Origin of the sequence: Pseudoalteromonas sp. S1612 (assembly GCF_005887175.1) — a bacterium.
In the GTDB taxonomy this organism is placed as follows: Bacteria; Pseudomonadota; Gammaproteobacteria; order Enterobacterales; family Alteromonadaceae; genus Pseudoalteromonas; species Pseudoalteromonas undina.
Window position 1 is genome coordinate 23,161 of sequence record NZ_PNDH01000064.1, and the last position, 9,402, is coordinate 32,562.

8 protein-coding genes are annotated in these 9,402 nt (G+C 41.7%); 4 read left to right on the plus strand and 4 right to left on the minus strand.

Annotated features, from left to right (window positions below; translation table 11 throughout):
- Nucleotides 1–56: 56 nt before the first annotated feature.
- Nucleotides 57–1,667: a M28 family metallopeptidase gene (locus CWB78_RS17475; protein ID WP_138596711.1), complete on the minus strand. Its 1,611-nt coding sequence runs from the start codon at nucleotides 1,665–1,667 to the stop codon at nucleotides 57–59.
- A 161-nt stretch (nucleotides 1,668–1,828) separates the two neighbouring features.
- Between CWB78_RS17475 and CWB78_RS17480 the strand changes: the two genes are divergently transcribed.
- Nucleotides 1,829–3,199 carry a Gfo/Idh/MocA family protein gene (locus CWB78_RS17480; RefSeq protein ID WP_138596713.1) on the plus strand — a complete coding sequence of 457 codons (1,371 nt, stop codon included), beginning with the start codon at nucleotides 1,829–1,831 and terminating at the stop codon, nucleotides 3,197–3,199.
- A gap of 68 nt (nucleotides 3,200–3,267) precedes the next feature.
- On the opposite strand, the gene CWB78_RS17485 is transcribed toward CWB78_RS17480, so the two are convergent.
- Together CWB78_RS17485 and gloB are read right to left on the minus strand one after the other, a co-directional pair.
- Nucleotides 3,268–4,845: a LysM peptidoglycan-binding domain-containing protein gene (locus CWB78_RS17485; RefSeq protein ID WP_075170564.1), complete on the minus strand. Its 1,578-nt coding sequence runs from the start codon at nucleotides 4,843–4,845 to the stop codon at nucleotides 3,268–3,270.
- Between the two features lie 153 nt (nucleotides 4,846–4,998).
- Nucleotides 4,999–5,772 (minus strand): hydroxyacylglutathione hydrolase, encoded by a 774-nt coding sequence (gene gloB / locus CWB78_RS17490; RefSeq protein ID WP_138596715.1) that lies wholly within the window; start codon nucleotides 5,770–5,772, stop codon nucleotides 4,999–5,001.
- A 53-nt stretch (nucleotides 5,773–5,825) separates the two neighbouring features.
- Here gloB and CWB78_RS17495 point away from each other — a divergent pair, with 53 nt between their 5' ends.
- Entirely contained in the window at nucleotides 5,826–6,587 is a 762-nt protein-coding gene (locus CWB78_RS17495; protein ID WP_054202171.1) for a class I SAM-dependent methyltransferase, read from the plus strand.
- Nucleotides 6,588–6,601: 14 nt separating this feature from the next.
- Here CWB78_RS17495 and rnhA read toward each other — a convergent pair whose 3' ends face one another.
- Nucleotides 6,602–7,066, minus strand: coding sequence for a ribonuclease HI (rnhA, locus tag CWB78_RS17500; RefSeq protein WP_054202172.1), 465 nt, complete (start codon nucleotides 7,064–7,066; stop codon nucleotides 6,602–6,604).
- 68 nt (nucleotides 7,067–7,134) lie between these two features.
- Here rnhA and dnaQ point away from each other — a divergent pair, with 68 nt between their 5' ends.
- The gene (gene dnaQ, locus CWB78_RS17505) at nucleotides 7,135–7,848 is read left to right on the plus strand and encodes a DNA polymerase III subunit epsilon (RefSeq protein ID WP_010391424.1); all 714 of its coding nucleotides are present in this window, start codon (nucleotides 7,135–7,137) and stop codon (nucleotides 7,846–7,848) included.
- Nucleotides 7,849–7,857: 9 nt separating this feature from the next.
- Complete coding sequence (locus tag CWB78_RS17510; protein WP_138596717.1) at nucleotides 7,858–9,228, plus strand: TIGR03503 family protein; 1,371 nt, start codon at nucleotides 7,858–7,860, stop codon at nucleotides 9,226–9,228.
- Nucleotides 9,229–9,402: the final 174 nt, after the last annotated feature.

Sequence of the window (9,402 nt, forward strand, 5' to 3'; positions counted from 1 at the left end):
CAATCTTTAACGATACAGATAAAAGCAGCCGAATAATTTCTCGGCTGCTTTTTTATTTACTTATCTTCTAAACGTTTGGCTTTAAAATCAGACTCGCTTGTCCACTTAGGCCAGTCGCTATTATTGGCAAGTTGACTGGCTATATCTATAACCAGCTCGATATCTTGTTTTGCACCAGCTAATGACCATGTATCTGAATAGTCGTCGGCTTCTTTATGGTATTTATGACTGATGTAGTCAGGGTCGGTATCACCTAAGCTCATAAACAGTAAACTTGGCACGCCTTGTTTAGCGAGTGAGAAATGATCTGATCTAAAAAACAATCCATTTTGTGGGCGAGGATCCATTTTTACCACGCGTCCTTGTGCTTTAGCCGCGTTTGCTAAGTAATGCTCCATTTCGGATAAGTTGCTACCGTATTGCAAAATATAATCGGTTTCATCGAGCACGTTCATACCATCGATATTTAATAATCCGACCATTTTTTTGGTGGCAATCATGTTCCCATTGGCAAATTCTTCTGAGCCAATTAGACCTGTTTCTTCGGCAGTAAAGTTAGCAAACAGGATTGAGCGTTTAAATGGCTTTTGCTGATGCATTTTGCTCATGATGCGAGCTATTTCAAGTGTTGCTGCGGTGCCTGAAGCATTATCGACTGCGCCATTATAAATTTTAGGTCCACTGTCGGTTTGTTTAGTACCAAAATGGTCCCAATGGGCACTAATAATAACGTATTCGTCAGGGGTTTCACTGCCTGTAATTTGTGCAATCACATTATGTGATTTAGCGTGTGACACTTCATTTTTAAATGCAAGGTTAGCCTTTAAGTTCAATTCTTTGGCTTGAAATTGCTGACTTAATGCGTGTTGCTTTAATTGTTGATAACTTAAGTTTGCCGATGCGAATACTTGTTCAGCCGCATTAAGTGTTAACCAGCCCATAACCGGCAGTTCAGATGCATTAAGGTTGTTGTCCATTAAGCTATACTTGGTGCCCGTGTTTGAGCTTTCAACCACGCCCCAAGGGTATGCGGCTGGAGCTGTTTCATGAACAATAAATACCGCTTTTGCACCTTGGCGCGCGGCTTCTTCATATTTATAAGTCCAGCGGCCATAGTAGGTCATGGCATTGCCTGTAAATAGTGTATCGTCTTGGGTGGCAAAGCCCGGATCGTTCACCAGCACAATAACGGTTTTATCGGTTACATCAACATTGGCATAGTCGTTCCAGTTATATTCTGGCGCGTTAATTCCATAACCAACAAACACAATATCGCTATTGCGGACATCAATAATCGGCTGTAACTGCTTTGTACGGGCGGTGAAGTCTTTACCTGCAATAAAGCTAAGCTTCCCCATAGTTAATTGCATGTTTTGATCTGCAGTTAGCATGGCCATTTTAACTGGCTGTAAATACTTCTCTTGATACGCGCCAGACAACCCCATTGCTTGGTATTGCTCACTTAAATAACCAACGGTTTTAACTTCACCTAAGGTAAGCGGGCCGCGTCCTTCAAAGTCATCTGACGCTAAGGTTTTAATATGCTGTTTAAGATTATTTAAACTAACGCCAGGGGTGTTTTCAAGAGATGAAGCTGGCGTTGTAGGCTCAGAGCAACCCGTTAGTGCAATAGCTAAAAAAAGTGCAGTGATTTTTATATAAGACATAACTACTTAAAATAATAATTTTTTTCGACTATAACCCCAAGTAACCGGTAAATGCGAATTTTTATCTCTTTTAACCTTATTTTTATGTCGCTTACCTCTTCACCTATTTACCCGTTCATCGCCTTTAGGTAAGTTAAAACAATAACAAAAGGGATAAAGCAATGAAGCAATTTAATCGTCGAGACTTTTTAAAAGCAGCCAGTGTTGCCGCAGCTGCAGGTGTAGTGAGTGGTTGTGCATCAAGTGGAAGTGCTAATGCAAGCGCACCAAAACAGCAAGGGCGCAGCGTTATTGGTTTAGTCGCGCCTAAAATGGATGTGGTTAGAGTGGGCTTTATTGGTGTGGGTCAGCGCGGTTATGGACATGTAAAGCGCATGAGCCATATTGAAGGTGCGCAAATAGTCGCTATTTGTGACACGCACACAGAGGTGCTAGAGCGAGCTGCCAATTATTTAGTTGATAAAGGGGTAGCTAAGCCGGCGTTATATACTGGCAGTGAGCGGGCCTATCAACAAATGCTTGAACGACAAGACATAGATATAGTCATTATTTCTACTCCTTGGGCATGGCATGCACCTATGGCTATCGATACTATGAACAGCGCAAAACATGCTTTTGTTGAAGTGCCCTTGGCACTGACTGTTGACGAAATGTGGCAGATTGTAGATACCGCCGAACGTACTCAAAAAAATTGCATGATGATGGAAAATGTGAATTACGGTCGCGACGAGTTAATGGTATTAAACATGGTGCGCCAAGGTGTATTTGGGGAGCTGTTACATGGCGAAGCGGCCTATATTCATGAGCTTCGTTGGCAAATGAAAGAGCTTGAGCACAAAACAGGCTCATGGCGAACGCAATGGCATGCAAAACGTGATGGTAATTTATACCCGACCCATGGATTAGGCCCTGTATCGCAATATATGAATATAAATCGTGGCGATAGGTTTGATTTTTTAACCTCAATGAGCTCTCCTTCGCTGGGTAGAAGCGCGTATGCACAACGCGAATTTGCAGCGGATCATTCCCGTAATCAGCTTAATTATATTGCCGGTGATATGAACACGACACTGATTAAAACTCTCAAGGGGCGCAGTATTATGGTACAGCACGATACAACAACCCCTCGGCCATACTCTCGACATAACTTAATCCAAGGCACGAATGGTGTGTTTGCCGGTTTCCCTAATCGTATTGCACTTGAAAATGGTGGTTCTAAAAGTTTTCATGAATGGGATTATGATATGAGCGCATGGTATGAGCAGTACGACCATCCCCTATGGATTAAAATGGGTGAAGAAGCACAGCGCAATGGCGGCCACGGAGGCATGGACTTTTTAATGTTTTGGCGGATGATTTACTGTTTAAGAAATGGCGAACCGCTGGATCAGGACGTTTACGATGGCGCAGCGTGGTCGGTTATTTCACCGTTATCAGCCCAGTCTGTGAGTGAGCGTAGCCGCTCAATCGATATTCCCGATTTTACTCGCGGTGCATGGCAAACAGCACAGCCTTTAGGCATTGTAGGCTAAGGTTTATAGCAGGCATAAAAAAAGAGCGCATGCGCTCTTTTTTATTTAAAAGTTTATTGCAGTAGGGATCAGCTACTTCTTACATCTACTTTTAATTTAAGCTTTTGTCCTGGCTGCAAATATTTTTGTCCGGCAAGGTTATTCCATTTAATAATATCGCTTACCGTTAAATTAAACTTAGACGCTATACGCGCTAAAGAATCGCCTCGGCGCACTTTGTAGGTAATAGTACGATTAGTATTACTCGTCGACTTTTTAGGCTGGCTAGCTGACTTATAAACTACCAATTTTTGATTTAAACGCAGTACTGCATTTTTTTTCAGCTTATTCCACTTAGCTAATTCACTCATAGTTACATCGTATTCGCGGCTAATATCCCATAGGGTATCGCCACTTTTTACCGTATGAGAAAGTTTAGTGCGTAAACTTTTATTAGCGGCCGCACGTACTTGCTGAGGCAAATGTTCACTGTTAATTTTACCATCAGTGAGTGGTACTAAAATTTGTTGACCCACACGAATTACGTTTGAGTTAAGCTTATTTAATGACTTAATCGCGCTGATACTAGTGGTAAATTTATCTGCAATCACCGACAAGCTATCGCCACGTTTGACCTTATATTGCTGCCAACGAAGACGGTTTTTAATCGCTGTAGCGGTAAGTTTTTCAGTGAATTGTTCAACTTTATCGGTAGGTAGTAATAAAAAGTGTGGGCCATCAGGATCGGTTGCCCAGCGGTTAAATCCTGGATTTAATCGATATAGTTCGGTAAGGGTCATATCGGCCATATCCGCAGCCAGTGCTAAATCTATTTGTGACTCAATATTAACCACTTCGACTACTTGTGCGTTAATTATTGGCTTCCACGACACTTTAAACTCATCTGCACGTTTTAGTAAATCAGCTAAAGCTAATAATTTAGGCACGTAGGCGGTGGTTTCACGAGGTAAATCTAGTGACCAAAAGTCGGTAGGTAAATGCTTTTTACGATTCTTTTTAATCGCACGCAGCAAGCGGCCTTCACCTGAGTTATAGGCGGCAATTGCGTTCAGCCAATCACCTTCAAGGGTTTTGTGTAAGTACGAGAGATAATCAAGTGCAGCGCGTGTAGACTGCACAATATCGCGACGACCGTCATACCACCAGTTTTGTTTTAAATCGAAACGCTCGCCAGTTGCAGGCATAAATTGCCAAATACCCGATGCAGTACGGTGAGAGTAGCCATAAGGGTCGAATGCACTTTCTACAATGGGTAAAAGTGCAATTTCGATGGGCATTTCACGCTTTTCAATTTCTTCAACAATAAAATGTAAATACGGCTCAGCACGTTTAGAAATGCGATCTAGGTATGCCTGATGACGTGCATAATAATTACGCTCAGCGACCACTGGGCGATTTTGTGGAATATCAATAGATAATTGGTAACGAATTCGCTCCCAAACATCGTCAAACACAGGGGCTTCTTCTTCAATATCGTTTACTTGTTGATATTGCGCATTCATCATTAATGCAGTGCTAATATCATTTGGGCTGGCGCCTTCAAGCTGGTTTTGAGCTTGATTTTGTGAATCTGTGTTTAACGTTGTCAGTGTTTGACAACCGCCTAGCGTCATCGCTAAGACCAATAAAAGAGGAGATTTATTCATAAATACCAATACATAGGGTAAAAAACTCGGCGAATACTACCCATAATGAGTCAACATTGCCACTTATGACCGTTAAAAGTTCCAAACAAATATGATTAGAAAATGTTAACTTATTGTTTATTAACTAATCGTTTTATTATTATTGTTGCTAGCTTAAAAATGATCTTTGAACTTTCTCAGACTAGCAAAGTTTTCCCAAGGTTCATTGTTTTTTGTAACTAAACAATACTCTTTTGGTAATGACTCTGTAATATTGGGTAAGTTGCTACGCATGAAAGGGTTAACTTTAAGCTCTTGACCTATGGTGCTTGGCAAGCTTATTTCATCATTTTTTCGCAATTCATCTACTTGCTGGCTGTAAGCGAGTAATTCGGGGTTTCGTGGCTCAACCGCTTTTGCAAAGGCCAAGTTTGCTTGGGTGTATTCGTGGGTGCAATATACTTTGCAATCACTTGGCAGTACTCGCAACTTATTAAATGAATGCCACATTTGCTCAGGGCTACCTTCAAATAAGCGCCCACAACCGCCGCTAAATAGGGTGTCGCCAGTAAAGGCCAGTGCATCATTAATATAACAAATATGGTCTAGGGTGTGCCCAGGAGTCGCTATAATGTCAAATGGAATGTTTAAAACGCTAATTGTATCACCTTCATTTATAGGCGTTGTTATTCCCTCAAATGGGCTATTACTTGGGCCGTAAACTGTGATGTTAGGGTACTGCTTTACTAATTGAGCTACGCCATCGGTATGATCATAATGATGATGGGTAATTAAAATACCGCCAAGGGTTAAGTTATGTTGTGCTAAATGCTCTAAAACTGGCGCTGATTGCCCAGGATCAACCACCCACGCTTGGTTATTCTGCTCGGTGGTTAAGCACCAAATGTAGTTATCAGAAAAGGCTTTAATTGCTTTGACTTGCACCATGTATCGTTGCTCTATAAAGTGGTATTTAATTAATATTATAACGAGCTTATATAATGAAACCAGCCCTTAGTTTTCAAGAAGGTCCTAAACCGTTGTCATGGCAGCAGTTTCCGCATGGTGATTATTTACGTTGTGATATAGAACGCAAATTGTCGCCTTGGTTACCGCGAATGTTTGGCTATCATATGCTTAAATTAGGTAATTTAAGCGGTGAATTAGACACCAGTAAAAGCTCCATTAAACATCAAGTATGTGTTGCAGAGCTTGGCCCATACACGGGGGTGGTTGCCGATATAGATGAACTGCCTTTTTACGAGCATAGTATAGATGCTTGCATTATGAGCCATTGTTTAGAGTATCACTCAGATCCACATCATATTTTACGTGAGGCTCATCGAACTCTTATTCCAGGCGGTTATATCGCCATTACGGGTTTTAATCCGTTTAGCTTTTGTGGGTTAGCGCAGTTACTGCCGTTTAGCCGTCAAAAATTACCGTGGACAGGGCGCTTTTTTACTCCTGCACGGGTAAAAGACTGGCTAAATTTACTTGGATTTGAAATTGTGGCCGATGAGCGTTTTATTTATTCGTCGTTGGCGCGCGGTAATCGCTTATCGCGGTTTGCATTTTGGCGCAGCTTTACCAAACAGTATTTAAAACCTATGGGCAGTGTGTATATGCTGGTGGCACGAAAACGAGTTGCGCCACTTACACCAATCAAACCTAAGTGGCATGCTCGTCCACAATTTGCGCCAATAAAAGGGGTAGGGCTTAGGCAAACCTCAAAGCAGCATTATCAACAAAATAAAAAATAGCATGATGTAGAGGGTTACGGTTGGTAACCTTCATCATCGAGTAAGTTGTTGCCGCTGGCTGCATCACGAGCAAGGTCGTCAACAATTTCGTTATATTTGTGGCCACTGTGCCCTTTTACCCATTTCCAGGTAACGTCGTGCTCGGCACAGGCTTTGTCGAGACGTTTCCATAAATCGACATTTTTAACCGGCTTTTTAGCCGAGGTTTGCCAACCGCGTTTTTTCCAATTGGTGATCCAAGACTCAATACCCTGCTTAACATATTGGCTATCGGTAGTCAGGGTTACAGGGCAGGCACGATTAAGAGATTCTAGCGCCACAATGGCTGCCAGCATTTCCATACGGTTGTTGGTTGTAAGCTTATAACCTTGGCTTAATTTTTTTTCATGGGCTTCATAAATCATAAAAATACCATAACCACCGGGGCCTGGATTACCTAAACACGAACCATCGGTGTAAATCTCTACGGTTTTTTGCACTGTTTTACCTTGATATTATGTACAATAAAGTGATTATAGAAAGATACCAGAGTCAGGCTTAATTCGATATGGCACGCAGACAAATAGTTTTAGATACAGAAACCACCGGCATCGACCCTAAACAAGGGCACCGTATCATTGAGATCGGTTGTGTGGAGCTTATGAATCGTCGGTTAACCGGCAATAATTTTCACGTTTACATTAATCCGCAGCGCAGCATTGAAGAAGAAGCAATCGATGTTCACGGTATTACTAATGAATTTTTACGCGATAAACCACTTTATCGTGACATTGCTCAAGAGTTTTTTGACTATATTAAAGGGGCTGAGTTAGTCATTCATAATGCGCCGTTCGATATTGGCCATATGGATAATGAATTTGCGTTATTAAATCAAGGCTATCAAAACACCCATAGTTTTTGTGGTGTGCTTGATACCCTTAAAATGGCGCGTGACTTGCATCCAGGGCAAAAGAACAACCTAGATGCACTTTGTCGCCGCTACGATGTTGATAACACTAAGCGGACGTTACACGGCGCCTTACTGGATTCTGAAATTTTAGCCGATGTTTACCTGGCAATGACCGGGGGGCAAGTAAAGCTAAACCTAAATCAAAACAAAGATGACTCAAGTGAAGATCAAAAAGGCGGTATTAGACGCCTAAGTAGCGACAGAGCACCTTTGGTAGTTATAGCAGCTAACGATGCAGAGCAAAGCGCACATCAAACGCGTTTAGACATTGTACAAAAGGAGGGCGGCCATTGTTTATGGCGCGCTGAATAGGGCATTATTATGAAAACGCTATTAGTAGTTTCACTGCTTTTAATCGCCGTGTGTTTCCACCCCGATGCACACAGCGTAAAGCAAGTTGAAGAGTTAAAAGGCAGCGGTAAACAAAATGAAATCCCGTTACTGGATAACCGTTTTCGTGTTGATGACAAAATTGATGAAATAAAATTAATATTTTTTAGACGCCCTGGATCGCCTGCCGTAATTTTAGTAAGACCCGATGGTACTAAATACTTTGCAACCAATGCGGTGAGAAACACTAGTCTTGATTGGTACGATGAATTAAATTATGACTTAGTGGTTATTCGCAATCCCATGCCTGGGCCGTGGCAAGTTATTGGCCAAATAATGCCAGAAAGCCGCATTGTTGTTATTGGTGAGTTATCGCTAAAAGTAGACCCACTGCCTAAAATTCTGTTTCAGGGTGAAACTGTAAAGGTAACTGGTGAGATTTTAAATGATGGCGAGCCGATTCGCGCCAACCTATTTAAAGATGCGGTATCGCTTAATGTAAGCTTTGTGAGCACCAATAATGAAAACTTTGAAAACTTTGGTGCAGGCATACAACAAGTAACTGAATTCAAAGATGATGGCTACGGGTTCGATGAAAGCGCTAAAGACGGTGTGTTTACCGGTGAGTTTACTTTAAATTTCACACCTGGCGAGTGGCGCCCTGAGCTTTATATTACCACTGATGTATTAGAGAGGCGGGTGGTTCAAGATCCTATTGTTGTGCATGAGCCGCCTTTCAGCTTTACCTCCGTTGAAGCAACCGAAGAGGGGGATGATCATCGCATTACCATCAATATTGATGATGAGCTTTTAAAACCTGATACGGTGATCATGCAAGGTAAAATTTATTATCCCAATGGTGAAGAGCAGGTATTTTACTTAGATACCAACAGCACTACTGCTAGAGAGCTGGCTTTACAAGATTATGGTTGGGGGCGCTACAACATTGAAATCTCTGTTTTTGGCTCAACAATCAATGACCGAGAGTTTATGGCTACATTGCCAACCTATTTATTTGAAATAGAAAGACCGATTGAAGTGATTCCAGAAATTCCAGTTGCCAGTGTTAGCGAACCAGAAATTATTCCTGTGCCAGTTGTAAAACCAAAAGTAATGTCCACGGGATTAATGGTTAGTTTAATTGTTGGTGGAAATTTGGCCATTTTATTTATAGGTTGGTTATGTATTCGTGTTTTTGTGCAGAACAAACCATTAAAACTTAAATTGAATTTAGCTTTTTTAAATAAAAAGAAAGCTGTTGAGTCAAAAAAAGCTGAACAGCAAAAATCAGATGAACCAGAAAATAGCTCAAAAAATGATAAATCAGGTGGAATTTTAAACCTTTCGATGTCAGATGACTAAAAAACCTGTAAAAAAACAAAAAAGCCCTTGACGAAGCAGGGGCTGGTTCGTATTATTCACGCCGCTGTCAGGGGAGACTCAGACAGAAACGAAAATGCGGAGTGGTAGTTCAGTTGGTTAGAATACCGGCCTGTCACGCCGGGGGTAGAGCGGAAGAGCGGCGGGTAGGCAAAG